This window comes from Staphylococcus pseudintermedius, assembly GCF_034042775.1.
Classification (GTDB): Bacteria; Bacillota; Bacilli; order Staphylococcales; family Staphylococcaceae; genus Staphylococcus; species Staphylococcus pseudintermedius.
Map to the genome: position 1 here is coordinate 923,222 of NZ_CP120150.1, position 20,257 is coordinate 943,478.

The 20,257-nt window shown below is 37.3% G+C and carries 22 protein-coding genes; 15 read left to right on the forward strand and 7 right to left on the reverse strand.

Features of this window, described 5'->3' with window-relative positions:
* Window positions 1-723 carry a lipid II isoglutaminyl synthase subunit GatD gene (gene gatD, locus P3U61_RS04195; RefSeq protein WP_014613476.1) on the forward strand — a complete coding sequence of 241 codons (723 nt, stop codon included), beginning with the start codon at window positions 1-3 and terminating at the stop codon, window positions 721-723.
* A gap of 966 nt (window positions 724-1,689) precedes the next feature.
* Here the strand turns inward: gatD and P3U61_RS04200 are convergent.
* A complete protein-coding gene (locus P3U61_RS04200) occupies window positions 1,690-2,688 on the reverse strand; it encodes an FUSC family protein (RefSeq protein WP_014613477.1) in 999 nt (332 codons plus the stop codon).
* A gap of 96 nt (window positions 2,689-2,784) precedes the next feature.
* On the opposite strand from P3U61_RS04200, the gene map reads away from it, so the two are divergent.
* The 5 genes from map (at window position 2,785) to vraR (ending at window position 6,406) form a co-directional block, all read left to right on the forward strand.
* Window positions 2,785-3,546 (forward strand): type I methionyl aminopeptidase, encoded by a 762-nt coding sequence (map, locus tag P3U61_RS04205; protein ID WP_199613460.1) that lies wholly within the window; start codon window positions 2,785-2,787, stop codon window positions 3,544-3,546.
* Window positions 3,547-3,643: 97 nt separating this feature from the next.
* Complete coding sequence (locus P3U61_RS04210; RefSeq protein WP_014613479.1) at window positions 3,644-4,033, forward strand: hypothetical protein; 390 nt, start codon at window positions 3,644-3,646, stop codon at window positions 4,031-4,033.
* 12 nt (window positions 4,034-4,045) lie between these two features.
* Window positions 4,046-4,747 carry a cell wall-active antibiotics response protein VraT gene (vraT, locus tag P3U61_RS04215; protein WP_014613480.1) on the forward strand — a complete coding sequence of 234 codons (702 nt, stop codon included), beginning with the start codon at window positions 4,046-4,048 and terminating at the stop codon, window positions 4,745-4,747.
* Window positions 4,744-5,787, forward strand: a complete 1,044-nt coding sequence (vraS, locus tag P3U61_RS04220) for a sensor histidine kinase VraS (RefSeq protein WP_014613481.1) — start codon at window positions 4,744-4,746, stop codon at window positions 5,785-5,787. Before vraT ends, vraS begins: the two co-directional genes overlap by 4 nt.
* Complete coding sequence (gene vraR, locus P3U61_RS04225; RefSeq protein ID WP_014613482.1) at window positions 5,777-6,406, forward strand: response regulator transcription factor VraR; 630 nt, start codon at window positions 5,777-5,779, stop codon at window positions 6,404-6,406. The genes vraS and vraR overlap by 11 nt, the downstream gene beginning before the upstream one ends.
* Before the next feature lie 566 nt (window positions 6,407-6,972).
* Here vraR and P3U61_RS04230 read toward each other — a convergent pair.
* From P3U61_RS04230 to P3U61_RS04245, 4 genes are all read right to left on the reverse strand, one after another.
* Window positions 6,973-7,554 carry a beta-class carbonic anhydrase gene (locus P3U61_RS04230; protein WP_015729388.1) on the reverse strand — a complete coding sequence of 194 codons (582 nt, stop codon included), beginning with the start codon at window positions 7,552-7,554 and terminating at the stop codon, window positions 6,973-6,975.
* 32 nt (window positions 7,555-7,586) lie between these two features.
* Complete coding sequence (locus P3U61_RS04235) at window positions 7,587-8,924, reverse strand: YihY/virulence factor BrkB family protein (RefSeq protein WP_014613484.1); 1,338 nt, start codon at window positions 8,922-8,924, stop codon at window positions 7,587-7,589.
* Between the two features lie 215 nt (window positions 8,925-9,139).
* Window positions 9,140-9,427, reverse strand: a complete 288-nt coding sequence (locus P3U61_RS04240) for a YtxH domain-containing protein (protein ID WP_014613485.1) — start codon at window positions 9,425-9,427, stop codon at window positions 9,140-9,142.
* A 7-nt stretch (window positions 9,428-9,434) separates the two neighbouring features.
* A complete protein-coding gene (locus P3U61_RS04245; protein WP_014613486.1) occupies window positions 9,435-9,893 on the reverse strand; it encodes a low molecular weight protein-tyrosine-phosphatase in 459 nt (152 codons plus the stop codon).
* 133 nt (window positions 9,894-10,026) lie between these two features.
* Here P3U61_RS04245 and P3U61_RS04250 point away from each other — a divergent pair, with 133 nt between their 5' ends.
* Genes P3U61_RS04250 through P3U61_RS04260 form a run of 3 tightly spaced genes read left to right on the forward strand, consistent with a single transcriptional unit; the run spans window position 10,027 to window position 12,024 of the window.
* Complete coding sequence (locus P3U61_RS04250; RefSeq protein WP_014613487.1) at window positions 10,027-10,230, forward strand: DUF1128 family protein; 204 nt, start codon at window positions 10,027-10,029, stop codon at window positions 10,228-10,230.
* 21 nt (window positions 10,231-10,251) lie between these two features.
* Entirely contained in the window at window positions 10,252-11,484 is a 1,233-nt protein-coding gene (locus P3U61_RS04255) for an aminopeptidase (RefSeq protein ID WP_037542648.1), read from the forward strand.
* Window positions 11,485-11,502: 18 nt separating this feature from the next.
* Window positions 11,503-12,024, forward strand: a complete 522-nt coding sequence (locus P3U61_RS04260) for an acyl-CoA thioesterase (RefSeq protein ID WP_014613489.1) — start codon at window positions 11,503-11,505, stop codon at window positions 12,022-12,024.
* A gap of 64 nt (window positions 12,025-12,088) precedes the next feature.
* Here the strand turns inward: P3U61_RS04260 and yfkAB are convergent, their stop codons facing one another.
* Window positions 12,089-13,228 carry a radical SAM/CxCxxxxC motif protein YfkAB gene (gene yfkAB / locus P3U61_RS04265; protein WP_199613461.1) on the reverse strand — a complete coding sequence of 380 codons (1,140 nt, stop codon included), beginning with the start codon at window positions 13,226-13,228 and terminating at the stop codon, window positions 12,089-12,091.
* Between the two features lie 115 nt (window positions 13,229-13,343).
* Between yfkAB and P3U61_RS04270 the strand changes: the two genes are divergently transcribed.
* Both P3U61_RS04270 and P3U61_RS04275 read left to right on the forward strand, forming a co-directional pair.
* Window positions 13,344-13,505, forward strand: coding sequence for an SE1561 family protein (locus tag P3U61_RS04270; RefSeq protein ID WP_015729384.1), 162 nt, complete (start codon window positions 13,344-13,346; stop codon window positions 13,503-13,505).
* A 75-nt stretch (window positions 13,506-13,580) separates the two neighbouring features.
* The gene (locus P3U61_RS04275; RefSeq protein ID WP_096533566.1) at window positions 13,581-14,096 is read left to right on the forward strand and encodes a type 1 glutamine amidotransferase domain-containing protein; all 516 of its coding nucleotides are present in this window, start codon (window positions 13,581-13,583) and stop codon (window positions 14,094-14,096) included.
* Window positions 14,097-14,671: 575 nt separating this feature from the next.
* Here the strand turns inward: P3U61_RS04275 and P3U61_RS04280 are convergent.
* A complete protein-coding gene (locus P3U61_RS04280) occupies window positions 14,672-16,417 on the reverse strand; it encodes a pyruvate oxidase (protein WP_015729383.1) in 1,746 nt (581 codons plus the stop codon).
* A gap of 200 nt (window positions 16,418-16,617) precedes the next feature.
* Between P3U61_RS04280 and sgtB the strand changes: the two genes are divergently transcribed.
* From sgtB to P3U61_RS04300, 4 genes are all read left to right on the forward strand, one after another.
* Window positions 16,618-17,415, forward strand: a complete 798-nt coding sequence (gene sgtB / locus P3U61_RS04285; RefSeq protein WP_101457867.1) for a monofunctional peptidoglycan glycosyltransferase SgtB — start codon at window positions 16,618-16,620, stop codon at window positions 17,413-17,415.
* Between the two features lie 184 nt (window positions 17,416-17,599).
* A complete protein-coding gene (recX, locus tag P3U61_RS04290; protein ID WP_015729382.1) occupies window positions 17,600-18,403 on the forward strand; it encodes a recombination regulator RecX in 804 nt (267 codons plus the stop codon).
* A complete protein-coding gene (locus tag P3U61_RS04295) occupies window positions 18,396-18,710 on the forward strand; it encodes a YfhH family protein (protein ID WP_014613497.1) in 315 nt (104 codons plus the stop codon). The genes recX and P3U61_RS04295 overlap by 8 nt, the downstream gene beginning before the upstream one ends.
* Window positions 18,711-18,725: 15 nt before the next feature.
* Window positions 18,726-20,255 carry an ATP-binding cassette domain-containing protein gene (locus P3U61_RS04300; protein ID WP_014613498.1) on the forward strand — a complete coding sequence of 510 codons (1,530 nt, stop codon included), beginning with the start codon at window positions 18,726-18,728 and terminating at the stop codon, window positions 20,253-20,255.
* Window positions 20,256-20,257: the final 2 nt, after the last annotated feature.

Here is a 20,257-nt window from a genome sequence, read left to right on the forward strand (position 1 = left end):
ATGCATGAACTCACTGTCTATCATTTTATGCCAGACAAACTCAATTTATATAGTGATATTGGCAACATTATGGCGTTGAAATATCGTGCCAAAAAGCGTGGTATTCATCTTAACGTTGTTGATGTAAATGATACTGAGAATGTCGACCTTTCTAAAGCGGATATTTTCTTCATCGGTGGTGGAAGTGACCGTGAACAAAGTTTGGCTACGGAATCACTACGCAAAATTAAAACGGAATTGAAAGCAGCAATAGAAGATGGCTTACCGGGTCTCACAGTTTGTGGGGGATACCAGTTTTTGGGTGAAAAGTATATTACACCGGATGGGCAAGAACTCGAAGGCTTACACATTTTAGACTTTTATACAGAATCAAAAAAAGAGCGTCTAACAGGTGATATCGTGATCGAAAGTGATACGTTTGGCACTATCGTCGGTTTTGAAAATCATGGCGGTCGCACGTACCATGATTATGATACATTAGGCACTGTGACGCACGGTTACGGTAATAATGATACCGACTTTAAAGAAGGGATTCATTATAAAAACTTGTTAGGGACGTATTTACATGGGCCGATTTTACCGAAAAACCATGAGATGACGGACTATTTATTGAAAGCCGCTGCAGAACGAAAAGGCATTCCGTTCGAACCACTCCATATTGATAATGCGGAAGAAGAACAAGCCAAACAAGTATTAGTGGATCGTGCGCGTAAGAGAAAATGAATCTAGCGGCTCGGACACAATTTTTGATGTATTTTTAATGAGGTTATTCTATAAACCTGCCTTTATCTAAATTTAAACATTCATATTAACTGTAATTGCCCTTAATGGACTCGCGTTCTTAGGGGCTGAAGTCTCAAGAGTCTCGTCCATTGGGGCAATTTTACGTTAATTGTTAAAAGAAGCAGGCAGGTTTATGTGAATAAAGCGATTCAATACATCAAGAATTGTGTTTTTTTCTTATAACTTTGAGTGTGCACTTAGAAGCTTTTTGAGACAGCAGTGTGTTGCGGTAGTGTCCATTATATAAAATACATATTTCAAAATGGAGTGAGCGATAGCAGTGCCTTGCTCCATTTTTTTACGCTAAAGTAGAGAATAGAACTTGTTTTAAGTTTTCGGGAAGGAACGCAAAAGAGGTCAGATTTTCATATAAACCAGAATTGTTATTCACTCATTTCACCGGAGCGAACAAACGTAAAGAGATTTTTAAATGACCCATTGCTGTTAGTCTCATTGAAAATAAAGTGTTTAAAAATTGAAAGAACAGAGGTAGGACATTGAGTTTCCGAGCCCCTCTCCTACGATGAACGAAAAGCAAAATATAGAAATATAAAATTAATTAAGGTGAATGGGGATAAAAATTTTTGATTGTTTCATCTTATCAGCTCGTTTCATTGATTCACAGCATTTAAATTCAAATTGCTAAAATGGACGAGACTCCTGAGGGATCAGACGTAGCCGAAAATCCGCCAACGCTTCATTCATATTTAACAGCTCAATAAAGCGTTGGCTAGTTGAGGCAAGTCCCCTAGGAACGCGAGTCCATGATAGCAATTGTGAGAATTTAAAAAGGTGATAAATGAGGCAATTAGATGAAAATGCATCAATGGCATCAAAATTTTATGTCCCATTCCCGGTCAATTATATAAGAAGTGTATGAATGGTTCGCACTCACTTTTATACACTCTATTTGACTTTATAACGCAACAATAAAATACGATAAATTAACAAAATCTCATAAATGGTATGACTTTTAACTTGGTTATCGTCAAACTCATTCAAACCTTTCACTGAGTTCTTCAATGTCGATGCAGCTTTTTTCTCCGGCTTAAACGTGCCACAATTAAAAATTTGATCCATCCGCTGTGATATCGAAATCATCGCAATTTTTTCTTCGTCCGTAAAAATCATCATTGTATCATTTGGTAAATAAATAATATTCGACAAATGTGTAATCATCAGTCGATTTTCATGCGCGCGATTTGTCAACCGTCTTAAACGCAACCATTCATCGGATTGACTGCGACTTTTATGATAATTCAATTCATCTTTTTGGTATCCGAGTAATTCTTCAATCCGTGCGTTCAATACATGCAATTTTTGTACCGCTTGATCACTTTTTTTAGAGTGAAATAAGCCGATGACCAGTTCTTTCATCCGCGTATCAAATAAATGGTAAATTTCACGTTCTGTTTTTTCAATAAGGACATCGATTTGGTCGTAATATTTCGGTGGCATTATGATGAAGTTCACCAGTCCTGCTGTACCTAATCCTATGAAGGCTGTTAATAAGCGTGAAAAAAAGTTGAAATAATAATCTTCGTGTATATCTGGAATCATTGCTAAAGCGGTAAGTGTCGCAACTGTAATCCCGACATGTAAGTTCAAGCGAATACAAAGTAAGATGGTTAAAGTTGCAGTCAAACCATAAGTGAGTGCCGAGTCATCACCTAAAAAGTAAGTGCAGACGACAGCAATAAATGCACCAATGACTGTGGCTGGAAGTCGTTTGTAACCTTTTCGAATGGAAGCTTTGACAGTGGGTTCAATCGTTACGACGGCTGATAAAATTGCAAAAATAGGGTTGAGATCGAGTGACAAACAAAAAAGCGCAGTAAGAAAAGTAGCTAACCCTGTTTTAAGCGTCCGTGCACCGACTAAATTTTTATACCATTTATCCTTCATAGTTCGTATCTCCTGTTTCGTAGTTCATTATTAGTATATCAAAAATTTTTTGTTATAATAAGGACTGTATAAACTTTTAGAAGGAACGGGATAACAATGATAGTAAAAACAGACGAAGAATTACAGGCATTAAAAGAAATAGGTGCGATTTGTGCTGAGGTTCGTGATACAATGCGTGAAGCGACTAAGCCAGGCGTGACAACGAAAGAACTTGATCAAATCGCTAAAGATATGTTTGAACAAGCGGTTGCAATTTCTGCGCCGATTCATGATGAAAATTTCCCTGGACAGACTTGTATTAGTGTTAATGAAGAAGTCGCTCACGGGATTCCAAGTCAGCGTGTCATTCGTGAAGGTGACTTGGTGAATATTGACGTCTCAGCATTGAAAAATGGTTATTACGCGGATACGGGCGTTTCGTTCGTTGTAGGTGAAACGAGTGAGCCGATGAAGCAAAAAGTATGTGACGTTGCAGAAGAAGCTTTTGAAGCTGCAATGAAAAAAATTAAGCCAGGTTCTAAAATCAGTCAAATTGGTAAGGCGGTGCATGCTGTGGCGCGTAAAAACGATTTGACTGTCATTAAAAACTTAACAGGTCACGGTGTCGGTCAATCTTTACACGAAGCACCTGCGCACATTTTAAATTATTTCGATCCGCATGAAAAGTTGTTGTTAAAAGAAGGGATGGTCCTTGCTGTTGAGCCGTTTATTTCTTCTAATGCGACATATGTCACTGAAGGTAAAAATGAGTGGGCATTTGAAACGAAAGATAAAAGTTATGTCGCTCAAATCGAACATACTGTCATTGTGACAAAAGACGGTCCTGTACTCACAACGAAAATCGACCGTGATGAATAGATTCGGACTTAAGTCTTAAAGGGAAATGGTTCTGTAGCCTATTATCAAGGTTATAGAACCATTTTATAATAGGGGTAACGTTAGAGGTGATTCTAAAATGTTACAACTATTAAAAAGTTATTTTGAAAAGTTTTTTCGTGAGGTTTATCAACAACTGTTTCATCAATATTTGAATCGATTAGATATTAAAATTCAAAATATTGACTGTGCAATGGCTTATATCGAACGCAAAAAATGCCAAATGCGGATGATGATTGACAGAAGAACGATTGAATTAGAAAATAAATATATCGACTTAATGAATGAATATCATCTCTCAAGTGCGAAAGTGATTGAGGGTGGAGACATCAATTCGATTAAAAGTGATTTGAATGAAATTGAAAAAGAGTATGCGCAATTGGAAAATTACTTCCTCAAGTTAAGAGAAGATAAAGGTTTGATGAAAAAGGAATGTGATTTTGTTCAATCTTTAATGTATGCATACTAGAAAGGTGGAAATATGACACAAAAATATATTTCGACCGAATTACTCATTATTTTTACTGCGCTAATGATTATTGCGAACCTTTACTATATCTTTTTTGAGAAAATCGGGTTCCTCTTCGTTTTATTATTAGGCAGTATTTTAATGTATGTCGGTTATATTTACTTTCATAAAGTGCGTGGATTACTATTCTTTTGGATTGGCGCATTAATGATTTTATTTACATTATTATCTAATAAGTACACACTCGTCATATTATTCTTGTTTATGATTATCGTTGCGGTGCGCTATGTGATCTACAAAAGACGACCACTTGAAATATTATCAACAGAAGATGCGGCGCAAAACCCTTCATTCATCAAACAAAAATGGTTTGGCGAACAAAAAACACCAGTCTATGTTTATAAATGGGAAGATTTGCAAATTCAACATGGGATTGGTGACGTAGTTGTGGATATGACGAAAGCGGCGAATTTAAAAATGCAAAACCATGTCGTCATTCGTCACATCGTAGGTAAAGTGCAAGTCGTGGTACCCCTTAATTATAATGTGAATTTGAATGTGGCTGCATTTTACGGCAATGTCACTTTAGATCAACAGCGTTTTAAAGTTGAAAATAATAACATTTTAATGCAATCACAACATAAACCAGAAAACTATACCGTCAATATCTTCGTCTCAACATTTATAGGTGATGTTGAGGTGGTTTATCGATGAATCACTACGTGCGAGCGATAGGTTCGATGCTCATTCTCGTATATAGTATGCTCACCGCGTTTTTCTTTATTGACAAAGTGTTCACCAATATTATTTTCTTTCAAGGCATGTTTTATACACAAATTTTAGGTATTCCTGTTTTTATCTTTTTAAATTTAGTCGTCATTTTTTTATGTATTATTGTGGGCAGTGTGTTAGCTTATAAAATCAATCAACAAAATGATTGGCTCAAGCAACAAATCGTTCGTGCCTTTGAAGGTGAAACAGTGGGCATCAATGATCAACAACTCGAGCTGTATAATGAAACGATTGAATTATATCAAGCACTCGTCCCATTAAATCAAGAATTGCATAAAATGCGAATTAAAACACAAAATTTAACGAATGAAACGTATAATTTAAATGATTTGAAGGTGAAAAAGATTATAGAAGATGAACGACAGCGTTTAGCACGAGAATTGCATGATAGTGTGTCGCAACAACTTTTCGCGGCAAGTATGATGTTGTCTGCAATCAAAGAAACAGATTTAGCACCACCGTTAGACCAACAAATTCCAACGTTAGAAAAAATGGTGCAAGACTCACAACTTGAAATGCGCGCTCTGTTACTTCACTTGAGACCTATAGGATTGAAGGACAAATCGTTAGGTGAGGGAATTAAATCGCTTGTGACGGATCTACAACGTAAAGTACCCATTAAAGTCGTGCAAGAAATTGATGAGTTTGAAGTACCTAAAGGCATTGAGGATCACCTTTTTAGAATTACCCAAGAAGCGATTTCCAATACGTTACGACATGCTGAGGGGACGCAAGTAACGGTAGAATTACTTAACCGCAATGATTATTTATTGTTGCGTATACAAGATGACGGCATTGGATTTAATGTCGATGAAAAGTTAGAACAAAGTTATGGATTAAAAAATATGCGTGAACGTGCAATAGAGATTGGTGCCACATTTCATATCGTCTCATTACCTGATGCGGGGACGAGAATAGAAGTGAAAGCACCACTTGAAAAGGAGGAACAGCATGACAATTAAAGTATTATTTGTTGATGATCATGAAATGGTACGTATTGGGATTTCAAGTTATTTATCAACACAACCCGATATCGAAGTAGTGGGAGAAGGTGCCTCAGGTAAAGAAGCAATCGCAAAAGCCCACGAATTGAAACCAGATTTAATTTTAATGGATTTAGTGATGACGGATATGGACGGCGTTGAAGCGACAATGCAAATTAAGAAAGATTTGCCACATATTAAAGTCGTGATGCTGACGAGTTATATTGAAGATAAAGAAGTGTATCGAGCGTTAGATGCCGGTGTCGATAGTTACATTTTAAAAACGACGAGTGCGAATGATATTGCGGAAGCTGTACGTAAAACGAGTCGTGGTGAGTCTGTGTTTGAAGCGGAAGTATTAGTGAAAATGCGCAATCGAATGAAGCAGCGTGCGGAGTTATATGAATTGTTGACTGAGCGCGAGATGGAAATTTTGTTGTTGATTTCAAAAGGCTATTCGAACCAAGAGATTGCGAGTGCATCACATATTACGATTAAGACAGTGAAGACGCATGTGAGTAATATTTTAAGTAAGCTTGAGGTGCAGGATCGTACGCAAGCGGTTATTTATGCTTTCCAACACGGCTTGATTGAGTAGAACGTACGAGTATTCATAAAAAGGGAAAGAGGTAGGACATAAAAATTTTCGATGCTGTTGATGTAATATGGTTGTTGTACTTGCCCTTCCTATGACTTGAGGCTTTAGATTGCCCTCATGGCTTCGCGTTCCGAGGGACTGGTCCTTCAATTGACTACTGTTTGATTAAACTGTTACATTTGTTGAGACAATAGTGGATTATCGGAGCAGTACAGAAATCTCATGTGTCACAAAGATTTCGTCTGACTGCCCTTGCAAACATTGAGAAGTCAGACAGCTACTGCTGACAGTAACCACTATTAAAGAGAAGCGGTAACTGTCAGCAGTATGTATGCATTCCATCAGCCGTCTCAGCCTTTTAGGCAATCGTATATCAAATACAGCGCAAACAGAGTGCAAATTTATGAAATCAAGAAAACGATAGCAACATTTTTTATATCCCATTTACCTCTATTTTTCGACCGCTCGATTACCATTAATCTATTTCAGTAATGGTGATGAAACAGTCAAAAAAATGAGGAGGAGTAGGAAATAAATTTTTATCTCCTACTCCTCCTCAAGTTCGTTTAATTTTGATAGGATTCAGCGCGCTCATAACCGTTATGCACAAGGTCTAATTCACCGGTATGCGGATCAATGACAAGACCATGAACCGGCACTTTATTATCAAACAGTGGATGTTCATAAATCATTTCAATGTTGTGTTTTACATTATCATAAACATCGTCAAAGCCTTTTAAAAAGTTGGAAACATCGATGCCAGAGTAGTTGAGAATATCGATCACTTGCTCGTCGACACCACGTTGTTGCATCGTTGTCATCACTTCTTCGACATTAATATTTCCCATACCACAGTCTTTATGTCCCATAATAATAATTTCTTCAGCCCCTAATGCATAGATGCCTACGAGTAAACTTCGCATTGTTGAACCGAATGGATGGCTAATCGTAGCCCCTGCATTTTTAACGACCTTTAAATCCCCATTATTGAAACCGAGTGCTTTGGTTGATAAATCTTGCAAGCGTGTATCCATACAAGTGAGTAATACCGCTTTTTTTGAAGGTGTTTTACTTGTTGAATAAGCTTCGTACGCTTTATTCGCTACAAATTCTTCGTTGTATTCTAAAATGTGTTCTAGTAATGTCATTAGACTTCCTCCCAAGATTGGTACAGTGTTGTTTAATCTTCTGTTGTTTTAATATGCTTTGAACGACCTGTATTCGTGCGTTCGACTATTTCTGGTTCTTTGTATTGTGGTGCACGGTCTGTTGACGTGGTCATGTCATGTGTTGATTCAGACGCTGTGTTCTGTACGCTCTCTTTATGGCGCGTGTCGTTTGTTTCTTGATCATCATTCACTTGTTTATCGTCTTTTTCGCCATAATTATTATGTGCTTCAGCTAAGTCTTCTTCGTCTTCTGCTTCAAGTTCATCATACGTTTCTTCTTCAGGTGTTTTGCCTTTAATGACTTTACGTTGATGAACAATCGCATTGATTTCAGCACCAATAATTAAAATAAAGCCAGTGATGTACAACCATAACATTAAGACGATCACGCCTCCGATACTACCATACGTTTTAGAGTAGTTGGCAAAGTTTGAAACGTAAAAACCAAATGCCAATGAACCTAAAATCCATACAATCGTTGAGAATAGGGCACCAGGAATAACCGATTTAAATCGAATTTTCACATTTGGTGCTAACGTATATATAATTGTAAAAACAATCAGTACAGCTAATACAGGAAGGGCAGTACGTAACAGACTAAATACCCAACGAACTTGTTCGTCTAGGCCTAGTGGTCCGAATAATAAGTTGCCGATTTGCTCACCAAACGTAAATAAGACGAGTGTGAGTGGTAATGTAATCCCAATTAATAATGTAAAGAAAATCGCTAACAACTTCGATACGACAAAGTTACGGCTATCTTCAACATCATAAGCGACGTTAAAAGCATTCATCATCGCAGTCATTCCGTTCGATGCTGTCCACAATGCCAAGATCAACCCGATTGAGAGTAGACCACCACTTGCATTACCCATGACATCATCAATAATACCGGTAATGATGGAGGACGTTTCTGCAGGGGCATTCTTTGAAATTTGTGCTGTAATCGTATCGCTATCAATGTTAAAGAGTGGAACGAGCGATAAGATGAAAATCAACATTGGAAAAAGCGACAACATAAAATAGTAAGCAAGTTGTGCGGCTAATCCAGATGCATCATCTTTTCCAATACGATAAATTAAATAGTTAAAAAAGTTCGGACGGTCTGTATATTTGGCTGGTTTGTTAATTCTTGAAACGAAAAATGTTTGATTTTCTTTCGGTGCTTCTTTAGATTGAAACGGTTGAGGCTTTACGAATTTATGCTTCTCTTCCGTTTCACCTGTCGCATCTCCTTTTCGATCAGGAGAAGGCGTTTCTTCTTTTTGATTTTGCGCATGTTCGTCATTAGAAATTGTCTTTTTGACTTTATCAATAAAGCCTTCTGACTGTTGTTCGTTTTTAGACATAGCTAAACTCCTTATCTTAAAAATTAAAAGGGGCAATCTCCAAGGCATCATAAAATGTGCATTGAAATTGCCCTTGGGTATGACAGACGACATCAAACATATGAACGACATATAGCGTCAATGCATTGAAATGTGAACGTATCAATGTGAGTCATATGAGCTGTTCATACTTAAGATGTCATTGTCATCCAACGATAGTTCTAAAAATGGTTAGATTAAAGACCAATTTGTTTGTTGTTTTTGCGTTCCATAAATGTATCTTTTGCGTTGCGTAAAGAACGTTCTAGTTCTGGATTGTTACGACGAATTTCGTCAAACGTATTTTTCCAGTATAATACTTCATCTTTCACTTGAGTGAACTTAGAAGGTTGGCTTGAACGTTGCCCTGTTTTAATGTTATTCACTGATGTTTTCACAGAACGGCGTGTGTTTTTGTCGATTAACGCAATCGCACCACCGACTGTAGCCCCAATTAAGATTCCAGGTAATAATTTGTTTTGCATAATGATGTTACCCCTTTCGTGTGTCTTTAAGAATATAGTCTATTAAATGATCCGTAGATGACTGAATCATTTCATAAACACCTTCAAAATTATTTGTGTAATATGGGTCTGGAACGTCTGTTTCCTCCATATCACTGAATTCAAGCAATTTGTGCACCTTACCTTTAAGATGAGGATTAATGTCCTTAATATTATCTACATTACTTTGATCCATGGCAATAATGTAATCAAAATCATCCGTTTCTGTAAATAATTCGCTAATCATCCCATCGAAAGGAATGTCATGTGCTTTTAAAATTTTTTGTGTACCTTGATGAGGGGGTTCACCTAAATTCCAGCGACCTGTCCCTCTCGAGTATACTTCAATGTCGTCAATATTGCGATCCTTTAGACGTTGGCGCATAATTGCCTCAGCCATAGGAGATCGACAAATATTACCTAAACATACAAAAGCAACTGTTGTCATGCAGATAACCTCCATGTTCTAAATCTATATGCCCATTTTAGCCTTTTTTAAAACAATTCGAAAGTGATAGCGACAAAAATTTTTCAAATATTCATCACTTTGATAAAATATTGGAGACGAAAGGATGAGATAAATGTCAAAATCTATTGAAGAAATGATTATAGAAATACGCAATCGTTTAAATTTAGTAAACCCCGGATTAATTGATCCAGAAAACTATAGTGAAAATGATCGTGAAGATATAGAAGATATACATGCGTTTGTCACTTCGAAACGTGACTTTACACCACGTGAAATGACAGGTATTACTGAAGCATTAGGTGATATTCGCAAGTAATTCGAATTGGGAGGTTTTTATATGACAACTGAGAAACGATTACAACAATATGCTAAATTGCTCGTACGTGTGGGGATGAATGTGCAACAAGGTCAACCTGTGTACATTCGCACATCTGTAGAAACCGTGGACTTCACACGTTTAATTGTAAAAGAAGCTTATGCAGCAGGGGCCTCGGATGTAAGAGTGAAATATGAGGATCCTCAAGTTAAACGTCTGACTTACGAAAATGAGCCGACTTCATTTTTTGAACAAGAGGTTAAAGGCTATGACGTAGAAGAACGCATGGATTACGTGAACCGTGGTGCATGTATGCTAGCACTCTTATCAGAAGATCCAGATTTACTGAATGGCATCGATTCTGACAAATTAAAGGCGGCACAACGTCAATACGCAAAAGCTTTTAAACCATACATGATTGCAGCACAAAAAAATAGTTTCCCGTGGCTTGTTGCATGTTATCCTTCCCAAGCATGGGCAAACCGTGTGTATCCTGAATTAAGTGATGAAGAAGCGATGGCGCGGTTTTTAGAAGATATTTTGAGTATTGTACGCGTCGATGGCAATGATCCAATTGAAAACTGGGAAAGACATGCACAAAACTTAAAAGTGCGTGCAGCAATGTTGAACGACAAAGCTTATACAGCGCTTCATTTCGTTTCAGAAGGAACAGACTTACATATTGGCTTACCGAAAGGCCATATTTGGGAAGAACCGATGAGTTATACAGAACAAGGTCAAGGTTTTATCGCAAACATCCCGACTGAAGAGGTGTTCACTGCACCAGATTGTAACAATGTGAATGGTTATGTCACTAATAAATTACCGCTCAGTTATAACGGCACCATTATTGATGGTTTCAAATTAACGTTTAAAGATGGCGCTGTCGTTGATTTTGAAGCGAAACAAGGAGAAGCAGTTTTAGCAGACTTACTAGACACGGACGAAGGTGCGCGTCGTTTAGGTGAGGTCGCATTAGTGCCAGATGATTCACCGATTTCAAATAAAAACACGATTTTCTTTAATACATTGTTTGATGAAAATGCATCATGCCATATTGCGTTAGGTGCTGCATATGCGTTTAATTTGCAAGGTGGGACTGAAATGACGGCTGAAGAACTGAAAGCCCATGGTTTGAATGATTCATTAACACATGTGGACTTTATGATTGGTAGTAGTGACCTTAATATTTACGGTGTACTTGAAGATGGTACAAAAGAACAAATATTTAAAGACGGAAATTGGAGCAATTAAACATATTGAGGTGATGACATGGCAAAAATAGATAAAAAAGCGATGCAAGATTCGAAAGTTTATAAATCGAGACAAGTATTTCCACAAGACACCAATCATCTCGGGACGTTGTTCGGTGGTACAATGATGGCGAATATTGATGAAATTGCGGCAATTTGTGCAATGAAACATGCGAATCAAACTGTCGTGACGGCGTCTACAGATTCAGTAGACTTTTTAAAACCGATTCGTAACGGTGACATTTTAACGTATATCGCGATGGTTTCATATTCAGGTAGTTCATCAATGGAAGTTTGTGTTCAAATTTTAATTGAAGATATTCCGAACAATAAGCAGGAGTTAGCAGCACTCAGCTTTTTAACTTTTGTCGCATTAGATGATGACGGCAAGCCAACAAAAGTGCCTGCAGTATATCCTGAAACGGAAGCAGAAAAATGGTTTCACGAAACAGCTGAAGCCCGTGTAGCACGTCGAAAAGCAAGAAGACAAGAAAGTAAACAAACATTGCAATTTATTTCAGAATTAGAATTTAAGCAATAAACAATAGAAAGGCTGGGAAACGTCAAAAACTGCTTCCTAGCCTTTTTTAGCACGCATCTATTCGTTATTGATTAAAAAGTGTATGCATATGCGCTTCTTGTACCTTAAAATCAACATTTGGATAATACATATTTTTAACAAGAATATTCGGTCCGAGACATTCAAATTTTGGACAATGACAATTAATTGCCTGAGCTAAAGGACTGTCCAACCATCTTTGGAATACATCCGTCAATTGATCATGACGAATATTAGAAATTGTACCTGTTTCATCACCAAAATCTGTCACAATAACATCTCCCGTAAACACATTCACATTTAAGCGACTGCGGCCATCAGGATCATTACGCATCGTTACATTCGGTGCTTGTTTTAGCTTTTGACGTAATTTCGCATCTGCTTCATCTTGCAAACAAGGGAATATCGGCAAAGTTCCAAACAACATCCACGTGTTTGAATCACGCACATCTAATAAATGTGAAATGGCTTCTTTCATCGTTTTCAAATCGAGCACTTCCAATTGGCTCGCAAAATCAGCAGGGTACATCGGATGAATTTCATGACGTTGACATTTCATATCATTCACGACTTCACGATGAATAGACGTGAGATGTGGATAGGTACTTTTGTTTAACATCGTTTCTGCTGAGACGAACATTCCTTGCTCACTTAAAGTACGTGCGTTTGAAATCATTTGTTCATACAATTTCAATTTCGCTTTTAATGGGGGCTGCTTTTCCATCGCACCGAAACCGACTTCAGTAAAAGTATCAATTGTGCCCCAATTGTGTGAAATATGGAGGACATCAATATATTCTGCAATGTCCAAATAACGGTCTAACGGTAAAGTTAAATTCGAATTCAATTGGACATATATTCCACGTTGATATGCGTACTTTAATAATGGTTTAACTACTTCACGAATTGATTTTTTTGAAAACATGGGCTCGCCACCCGTAATAGAAATCGTACGTAACGTTGGAATTTCATCTAAACGTTGTAAAATTAATGACATCGGTAATATATCGGGGTCTTTCGTTTGTAATGTATAGCCCACAGCACAATGACTACAACGCATATTACACAAATTCGTTGTCGTGAATTCCACGTTGCTCAGCGTCAATTGACTGTATTGTTCTATATCTATATAAGGCTCCCACGGGTCATTAAATATTGAAATAGGCTCCTTTTGGGTCGTTAACATTTTTAAAAACTCCTCATCTTAAAATACATGATCACTTGATATTTACCATTGAGGAAAATCAAATTCATGTTAATATAACTATGACAACTGCAATTATAAAGGAGAATCGTAAAGTATGGAAGAGCCACAAACTATGAATCAAGTGAAAGAGAGACTTTCTCAATTTTTAGAAGAGATTGAACATGCGGATCCAAACAAGGTGGATGTTGCGGATATCGACGAATGGCTTCAATTGTTAGACCAACTTGAAGCGAAAGTGAATCAATTACGTCAATAAATATGGGTCAATATGTTTGAACGATTTACTTTGGGGTATACATTGAAATAGATATTTAAAAGAAAGGTGATGCAAATTATGGCAAAAGTAGCTGTATTATTAGCAGACGAATTTGAAGATGTTGAATTCACAAGCCCCAAAGAAGCACTTGAAGAAGCGGGCCATGAAACGGTAGTCATTGGTACAACTGCCAATGCTGAAGTTGTAGGTAAACACGGGACTAAAGTGACTGTGGATTTATCTATTGCTGATGCAAAACCAGAAGATTATGATGGTTTATTATTACCAGGTGGATTCTCACCAGACATATTACGTGGAGATGCAGAACAAAGATTTGGTACTTTCGCGAAATATTTCTTAAAAGAAGATTTACCATCATTCGCCATTTGCCACGGACCCCAAATTTTAATTGACACAGATGAGTTAAAAGGTCGTACTTTAACGGCTGTGCTTAATGTACGTAAAGACTTATCTAACGCAGGTGCAAACGTTGTTGACGAATCTGTTGTTGTTGATAAAAAATTAGTAACAAGTCGTACACCTGATGACTTAGATGACTTTAATAGAGAAATTGTAAATCAATTTAAATAATATGTGATTGATTGAGAGCGAGCGCTAGAATTTCTAGTGTTCGCTTTTTTAATATGTCCTGTTTTTGATACATACTCATATATTTAAAGGGTTTTCTAGTTTGCAGAACTAACCTTCGCTTTCTTAGGGGGGCTCAACTCAATTCAGCTTAAGTGTAGTGTACATTTATATGAAGTTGAATTGGATTTTCGGCTGGGTCTGATTCATCAACAGTCTTGAGAAGTTCTTGCAATCTAACAGTTTATGGCAAAAAATGAATTGTGTTGTAATAGAAAGTGAAAGTCTTTAGCACTCGCAGTTCTTAATTTCTATGGTTATAATTTCAAGTGAAACTTCGAATGTGAGAATGGTCGTAATACGAAAGGAAAGTATATTAAGTGTTTACACTTCTCATTTATTTTAATTGATGGAAATCACTTTGCATTGCCGATTTTTATATTTGGATTGAGTCGTCTGAATATGAAATTTTTACAATTTACATTGCCTCAAAATGTCTTAAACTTACATTTGAACGTAACAGTTGAAAACGGTAAAAAAACAGCACAGGTGATTTCACCTATGCTGCTTGAATGTGCTTATAAGAAACGTCTTACTGCTGTTGTTAATGATGGCATTTCGTTAAAAATAAATTTGCGGTCTTCTGTTAAGCTACGGTATGCCCATTTTGCATAATTTATCGCTTGTTCAGGCACGATTTTACCTGGAAGTGGTGCAGCATTTTTATCTACATACACATTAACGATTGTTGGTTTGTGTTGTTGTACTGCTGTTTGTACGATTGAATCAATGTCTTTCGGATCTTTTAATGTGTAACCGACACCACCACAAGCTTCTGCAAATTTCGCGAAGTCAATATCACTAAAGTCGATACCGTACTCTAATTCACCCGCTTCTTGTTGTTCATATTTAATAAATGAAAGTTCACTGTTATTAAGGACGAACAACACCATTGGTAAATTGTATTGCACCGCTGTTGAGAAGTCCTGCATCACCATTTCGAACGCACCGTCACCTGTAATCCCAATCACTTGGCGGCCAGGGAAAGCAATGCGTGATGCGATAGCTGTTGGAAGGGCACAACCCATTGTACCGAGCCAACTTGAAATAATGAAGTGGTTGTTCACACCTAAGTTCAAGTACCGTGTTGACCATACAGTTGATGTGCCCACGTCAGCTGCAATGACCGTATCATCAGTCATAACTTTATTAATCGCATCCATCAATCGTTCAGGACGGATTGGTGAAGCATCATTATTTTTATCTTCAGTCATCCAACCTTTCCAAGTTTCACGATGGTCTAACATTTCATTTAAGAATGATCGTTTTTCGACAGGTTGAATTGCGTCTGTCAATGCGCGTAATGCCAATTGACTGTCCCCAACGATAGGTGCATCGACATCAAAGCGGTGACCGATAGCTTCTGGATTTTCATCGATTTGTATCGCTGGTATGTTTTTCTTCGGTAAATAATCCACATACGGATAGTTCGTGCCTGCTAAAATGAGCAAGTCCGCATTTTGCATGGCTTGGTAAGAAGGTTTTGAACCAATTTTACCGAGGTTACCAAGATTGTATGGATGGTCATCGCCTACAATCGTTTTTGATGGCAACGTCACGATAGTTGGAATTTTACCTTTTTCAATGAATTCACGTACTTCTGCTTTCGCATGGTCTGTCCCTTTACCGACTAAAATGACAGGGCGCTTACTTTCATTGAATAACTGTGCAGCGCGTTGAATTTCGTGGCTTAAAGGTTGACGACGTTCTGGTACGTAAGGTTCAACTTCTGTAGGAAAATTGTCCTCAACTTTTGTATTTAAAATGTTGTTTGGTAAGGTCAACACTGCAACACCTTTTTCACGATATGCGGTACGAATCGCTTCGTCAACAATTTCGAAAATACGTGTCGCATCACTCTCTTTCAATTGATAGTTGTAAACTGCAACATCTTCAAATAATTTTGGTAAGTCCACTTCTTGGAATGCTTTTGTGCCTAGTTTATGACTGTCTGCTTGTCCTGATAATACAAGTTGTGGCACATTGTCCATTTTCGCATCGTACATCCCGTTTAATAAATGGATGGCACCAGGTCCACCGATTGCAAGTGAAACTGCAATTTTGCCAGTTAATTTAGTATAAGCGGCTGCTGCAAGACTTGCGACTTCTTCATGTCGTACGTGAATAAAGTCAATGTCGTTTTCAGCTACTTTTAATCCATCGACAACAGCATCGATAGAGTCACCTGGTATCCCATAGACATGGTCAATATCCCATGCTTTTAATGCGCTTACTAACGCCATATTTGCTTTTACTTTTCCCATAATAATGATTACTCCTTCTGTTTTGATTCTCTTTATGACAGTTACATACCCATTTTTTCACGTTCAGTAACAATCTTCAATGTTCGTGCTCAAGCTCGTTCTACAGACTGATTTTTGCCGAAACATATAGCATAATTTTGAAGGACTTGGTAAACTCACATTATTAAGTGATTTAATATGAGAAAGTAGGTCACACATATATGAAAAGAAGAGGCCGAATAGCCAAGCCTGCACCGCACAATGAACCACATCACAATACGTATTATCAACCTGTCGGACAACCGCCGAAGAAACAAAAGCCACGCCGTATTTTTCGCACGTTATTGATGTTAATTGTATTAGCAGGTGCATTATTTATTGGTGCGATGTATTTTATGGCACAGCGCGCGGACATAGATGAATTAAAAAGTATTGAACAAAAAAGTAGTTATGTCAGTGCTTCACAAATGCCAGATTATACAAAAGGGGCATTTATCGCTGTAGAAGATCGTCGTTTTTACAAACATTCAGGTGTAGATTATCGAGGAAGTTTACGTGCGATTTTTGCATCGGTGCGTGACCGTGATCGTTTACAAGGTGGGAGTACGATTACACAGCAGCTTGCAAAAAATTATTATTATGATAACCAACAGACCGTGACGCGTAAGTTGAAAGAAATGTTTGTCGCTAAACGGATTGAGCGGTATTACGACAAAGATGAAATTTTAAGCTACTATATGAATAATATTTATTATGGCGACAATCATTATACAATTGAATCTGCTGCGAATGATTATTTTGGTGTCACAACAAATGAACAAAATTACACATTACCGCATATTACAGTATTACAAAGTGCCATATTAGCAAGTAAGGTGAATGCGCCTTCCGTGTACAATGTGAATGACATGTCACCTTCATTTATTAATCGTACGAAAATGACGTTAGAAAAAATGAAACAACAAGAATTTATCAATGAACAACAATATACAGAAGCGTTGCAAGAACTTGGTGCTTAATGTATGAATATGGCATAATAAGGACATGAAGTGTTGAGGAAAACGAGACAATTTGCGATTTCTATCACTGCACAAACTTTAATGCCGGTCACGACGCTGTCAACAGAGTGGGGTAGAGCATTGGAATCTAATTATATTTTTAGATTTGAGCTCTACTCTTTTTCTTATTTAAAGGGGTGAAACGATGTCAAAAATTACTAAAATTGAAGTGCAAAAAAATAATCATGAACGTTTTAACATTTATATTGATAATGAATTTGCGATCGGCATTTCAATAGATACGTTGGTGGCGTTTAATATTAAAAAGGGCGATGAACTGGACATAGATGAACTTAAATCATTGGCCCAACGTGAATATCAACAGCAAGCGAACAATCATGCCATTCAATATTTGTCCTATCGCAAAAGAACACGTAAAGAAATCGCCACACAGCTAAGAAAAGAAGGTTATGAAGAAGACATCATTCACGAAGCCATTGCTTATTGTGAGCGACTTAAACTCATTGATCACCGCGATTATATGATCAGTTTAAAAAACACGATGCTACGAACAACGGATAAAGGACCGGAAGTATTTCGTCAAAAGCTACATCAAGCAGGAATTGAAGCGGATTTGATAGAAGAAGGCGTCCGTGTATACGAAGAGGAACAACCATTCGAAAGCATAGTAGACATTGGTCAAAAAATAATGAATCAAAAAAAAGGACCTCCCTCAAAAGTAAAGGTGAAAGTACAACAATCCCTACAACAAAAAGGATTCACCCTAGACACGATATTTAAAGTGATGGATGCATTAGATTTTAAACAGGACCCAGAAACTGTGGATAATTTATTGCAACGGGATTTAGAGAAAGTCTATAATAAATATCAGAAGAAATATGAAGGAAAGCCTTTATATATGAAAACGGTTGAGGCATTACTAAGAAAAGGGTATCCGTATGACGATATCCAACGAAAACTGACAGAAAGTGGTATTGATCATGATTGAAAAACGATTAAGCGACATGGATAGACAAGAAATTTTACATGTTATCCAGACGAGTAAAGAGAAAATGCGAAAAGCTGAAATGAACGGCATTATGAATGAATATGATGTTTATGCGAATAAAGTAGTTATTGCAGAGAGTTATTTAATCGACACGAATGAAATTGAACTTGGTAAAATTTATCGCCTTAAAGATGGCACAGGCAATTATTTTAAAGTCGAACGTCTCAAAGGGGTATTCGCATGGGGCTATCGCATTAATGGGGCGGAAGCTGAAGAAGGTTTACCAATTTCATTATTACAAATATAGAAGGGACTTTAGCGCATGGGTAGTTCAATTGTCTTGAAGATGATTAATGTCACACATTATTATCGTAATCAAAAAAAGCAAAATGTGCTTAAACCTTTTAGTTATCAACCAGAAGATATTGAGTTGAACAACATTTCTCTGCATATTTATGAAGGTGAAGCGCTAGGGATTATTGGTGAGGCTGAATCATCTAAATCATTAATCGGTGAAATTTTAGCTGGGACTGTCGAACCCGATAAAGGAAGAATCGCACGTGCTGCATCAATGTTTTATGCGAATATGAATCAAAAATCAGTTGAAAATATTCTAGTGATGGACTATGTAAAAGATGTCATTCAACTGTTTCCTTACGATGCACCTGAACATAAAGCTACACAAGTCATTAAGTATGCACATTTAGAAGCTGTACAAGATGAACGGGTCAAAGACTTAACAGATGCACAATATGCGCAGTTGTTATTCAGCTTAGCACGCGCATCAGAAGCAAAAATTGTCATTCTAAGTCATATATTGAGTGATTTAGATGAAGGATTTTTTGAAAAAGCAAAAGTAATGGTAGAAGATTATATCGACCGCGAATGGACTTGGATTGCGATTGACAATGATGTCGAAAAAGTGAAAGCTGTGAGTAACTATTTAGCATGGATTTCACACGGTCAAGTACGTAAAGAAGGCTCGATTAAACAAGTATTGCCTTATTTTCTGTCGCATCAACGGGATATGGCATCGTTAACGACAGCGGAAGAACGAGAACACTTTGATGAAGACTGGAAGCGCAATCGTTCACGCATGCCAGAGCTTACATATAATTTTAGACGGATTGAACGTTATCGTCATGCGCAACCACCAGCCTTTTTATCGCGAATATGGACTTGGTTGGCACTGTTTTTTCTTGGTATGTGCATGGCAGGTGTATTAATTTTTACTAACTTAGGCAAAATTGCAAGCGCACCATTAGTGACCCAAGCAACCATTTCGAAATCGACATCTGATCCATATGTGGACAAATTAGCTTATGGCATTGTAAACGACAGTGAAATGACGATCACGCCATTAGACAATAAGGGTAAAGAAGAACAGTTACCGCACTATACAGTCGCATCGATTACGGGTGAGAATAAAACAACGTACCGCATTGAAGTGGACGGCAAAAGTTATAAAGCAAACAAAGACAAATTCCTTTATTTAAATCCAGCAGCACTTTATAAAGAAGTCGATCGTAAACAGTTAGAACCTTATATGAAAGACAACTATATTAACTTTGTCGATTACTTTAACAGTGCACTCCATAAATCACATAAAAAGGTGAATGAAACACTTGTGCCAGAACATGAACAACGATTTGTAGAGCCGATTGTCGAACAGCCGATTTCAATGTTGTTTGATGACCGCGATCATTTACTCGGCTTTACATTTCCAATCGTGAAGCAAGACAAATTTAAAGATGAATTTAATATTAAAACCGATATTTGGATGAGCAAAACAGATTCAGGTTATTTCATTGCCGATCTTAAACATTCCAAATGGATTTATATCGAATTGTAGGT

Coding starts and splice junctions, on each gene's coding strand:
- gatD (WP_014613476.1), top strand. CDS start 1: ATGCATGAACTCACTGTCTATCATTTTATGCCAGACAAACTCAATTTA.
- P3U61_RS04200 (WP_014613477.1), bottom strand. CDS start 2,688: ATGAAGGATAAATGGTATAAAAATTTAGTCGGTGCACGGACGCTTAAA.
- map (WP_199613460.1), top strand. CDS start 2,785: ATGATAGTAAAAACAGACGAAGAATTACAGGCATTAAAAGAAATAGGT.
- P3U61_RS04210 (WP_014613479.1), top strand. CDS start 3,644: ATGTTACAACTATTAAAAAGTTATTTTGAAAAGTTTTTTCGTGAGGTT.
- vraT (WP_014613480.1), top strand. CDS start 4,046: ATGACACAAAAATATATTTCGACCGAATTACTCATTATTTTTACTGCG.
- vraS (WP_014613481.1), top strand. CDS start 4,744: ATGAATCACTACGTGCGAGCGATAGGTTCGATGCTCATTCTCGTATAT.
- vraR (WP_014613482.1), top strand. CDS start 5,777: ATGACAATTAAAGTATTATTTGTTGATGATCATGAAATGGTACGTATT.
- P3U61_RS04230 (WP_015729388.1), bottom strand. CDS start 7,554: ATGACATTACTAGAACACATTTTAGAATACAACGAAGAATTTGTAGCG.
- P3U61_RS04235 (WP_014613484.1), bottom strand. CDS start 8,924: ATGTCTAAAAACGAACAACAGTCAGAAGGCTTTATTGATAAAGTCAAA.
- P3U61_RS04240 (WP_014613485.1), bottom strand. CDS start 9,427: ATGCAAAACAAATTATTACCTGGAATCTTAATTGGGGCTACAGTCGGT.
- P3U61_RS04245 (WP_014613486.1), bottom strand. CDS start 9,893: ATGACAACAGTTGCTTTTGTATGTTTAGGTAATATTTGTCGATCTCCT.
- P3U61_RS04250 (WP_014613487.1), top strand. CDS start 10,027: ATGTCAAAATCTATTGAAGAAATGATTATAGAAATACGCAATCGTTTA.
- P3U61_RS04255 (WP_037542648.1), top strand. CDS start 10,252: ATGACAACTGAGAAACGATTACAACAATATGCTAAATTGCTCGTACGT.
- P3U61_RS04260 (WP_014613489.1), top strand. CDS start 11,503: ATGGCAAAAATAGATAAAAAAGCGATGCAAGATTCGAAAGTTTATAAA.
- yfkAB (WP_199613461.1), bottom strand. CDS start 13,228: ATGTTAACGACCCAAAAGGAGCCTATTTCAATATTTAATGACCCGTGG.
- P3U61_RS04270 (WP_015729384.1), top strand. CDS start 13,344: ATGGAAGAGCCACAAACTATGAATCAAGTGAAAGAGAGACTTTCTCAA.
- P3U61_RS04280 (WP_015729383.1), bottom strand. CDS start 16,417: ATGGGAAAAGTAAAAGCAAATATGGCGTTAGTAAGCGCATTAAAAGCA.
- sgtB (WP_101457867.1), top strand. CDS start 16,618: ATGAAAAGAAGAGGCCGAATAGCCAAGCCTGCACCGCACAATGAACCA.
- recX (WP_015729382.1), top strand. CDS start 17,600: ATGTCAAAAATTACTAAAATTGAAGTGCAAAAAAATAATCATGAACGT.
- P3U61_RS04295 (WP_014613497.1), top strand. CDS start 18,396: ATGATTGAAAAACGATTAAGCGACATGGATAGACAAGAAATTTTACAT.
- P3U61_RS04300 (WP_014613498.1), top strand. CDS start 18,726: ATGGGTAGTTCAATTGTCTTGAAGATGATTAATGTCACACATTATTAT.